The following is a 1,990-nucleotide window of genomic DNA, read 5'->3' on the forward strand; positions in this document are numbered from 1 at the left end:
CCTAATATTCTCGAATCGTCTATATATCTTATTTACTACTCGGTAAACGATTATGATGATAGGTAACTTTATACATATTGCTATTAAATCAACAGAAGTAAATGGTTTACTTATGTATTTATCAAAGGGAATGTTGAATACAAAAAGTGCTGAAAATAAGATGAATTGATAAATACAAAATTTTACATAATTCAAAGGTGATTACCTCTATTCAATGGCTATTAATATCCTTTAAAGGATACTTTTATATTTAGTATATTTCATCAGGGAATTTTCCCCTCCCCCCCCTATTCGTTACTTTGTCATACTGAAAGAAACGTCTTGGTACTTCCTTATTTGGCTTTCCAGACCGACGATATCCCATCACCATAAAAAATGTTGTTCCGCTAACTTTTTACAAATGTAATTCGTAAAATATCCTGCATCCAATGCTACTGCTTCTACCTGAAACCCAAATTTCTGTACTTGTGCTTTAAGGAGTGCCAATTACGGCTCGGATCTGCCACATTTCCGGCAGTGATATAGGTAATCTGTGATGATATTGAATTTCGCATCCACCTTATGGTGAATGGTGGTCCAGATAATGGAATCCTTTCGGTTTTTCATCCAGCAAAATAATTTGATAAGCATAGCATAGCTAAAAAACGGAAAGAATAATAGCAACTAGAAGGTCGAGGCGAGGAGTATTTTAAGATGAGTTTCTTTAAAAAAACTTCATTACACAATTATCATATCAATGAAAGCGATCAACAACTTACTAATGATATTAAAAAAAATATACATACAATCCGAGAATATCTTTGTCAAACAGAAGACTTGATGGTTAAAAAAATGATGTTTAATAACAAGGGTTGCACTATTCTTTTTCTAGATTCGATGGTGAAAAAAGATATTCTTCAATCTTCTGTTATAGGTCCTATTTTGGAAATGAAATCAGGAGAAATTCAAAATGTAGTGAAGGCTACTGAATTGAAATGTTCTTCAAAAATTTCAGAAGTAGGGGCAAGTTTATTAGAAGGTTTCTGTACTATTTTATTAGAAAATGATGCGATTGCAAAGTCAGTAGCTCTAGGAGAAATTGCAGAGCGTTCTATAGAAGAACCAGTTAATGAACGGAGTATTATAAGTTCTCATGATGGGTTTGTCGAAAATTTAGGTACTAATATTCTACTTTTGAGAAGGAGAATAAAAAGCCCTCAATTAAAAGTAAAATTTTTCACTTTAGGAAAAATTACAAATACGAAAGTAAGTATGGTATTTATAGAAAATCTTGCAAATAAAAAAATTCTAGAAGAAGTTGAACGAAGAATTACTTCTATTGAAGTCGATCAACTACTTTCAATTGGCGAAGTAGAGGATTACATTGAAGACAATCCTTATACTCCTTTTCCTCAAATGTTGTCTACTGAAAGGCCTGATAGAGCTGCGTCGTACTTAACCGAAGGGAAAATCATATTACTTGTTGATGGTAGTCCTAGAATTTTAATTATGCCAATTACTTTTTTTGCGTTTTACCAATCGCCTGACGATTATAATAGTCGTTGGCTAGTAGGTTCTTTTTTCCGATTTATTCGCTTCTTTAGTTTTATCATTGCTATCAGTTTGCCGGCAATTTACATTGCCACCGTTTCTTTTCATTCTGAAGTACTTCCAATTGGAATTTTATATTCCATCAGGGTTTCATTAGAATACGTCCCCTTTCCTCCTTTAATAGAAGCTTTTACGATGCAAATCATTCTTGAGTTACTAAAAGAAGCTTCCATTCGTTTACCTACTCCGATTGCTCACACAATTGGTATTGTGGGGGGGCTTGTAATTGGTACAGCAGTAGTGGAAGCGAATTTAGTTTCTAATACGATGATTGTTGTAATTGGACTCACTGCCATAGCTTCATTCATATCACCAGTAAATGAAATGGGAACCAGTGCTAGGTTATTGGGGTTTCCTGTCATGATAGCCGCATCATTGTTCGGTTTTTTTGGAATTGTAC

At 33.8% G+C, this 1,990-nt stretch carries 1 protein-coding gene and 1 pseudogene; one reads left to right on the forward strand and one right to left on the reverse strand.

Annotation, left to right across the window (positions count from 1 at the left end; all coding sequences use genetic code 11):
• Positions 1-289: 289 nt before the first annotated feature.
• Positions 290-616, reverse strand: a pseudogene (locus AC1DSL_RS17595) (IS5/IS1182 family transposase); the annotation flags it as partial.
• Positions 617-693: 77 nt separating this feature from the next.
• Between AC1DSL_RS17595 and AC1DSL_RS17600 the strand changes: the two are divergent.
• On the forward strand, positions 694-1,990 hold a 1,297-nt coding region (locus AC1DSL_RS17600), incomplete at its 3' end, for a spore germination protein (protein ID WP_477533222.1).

It is taken from the genome of Paenisporosarcina sp. P4_D4 (assembly GCF_056401835.1).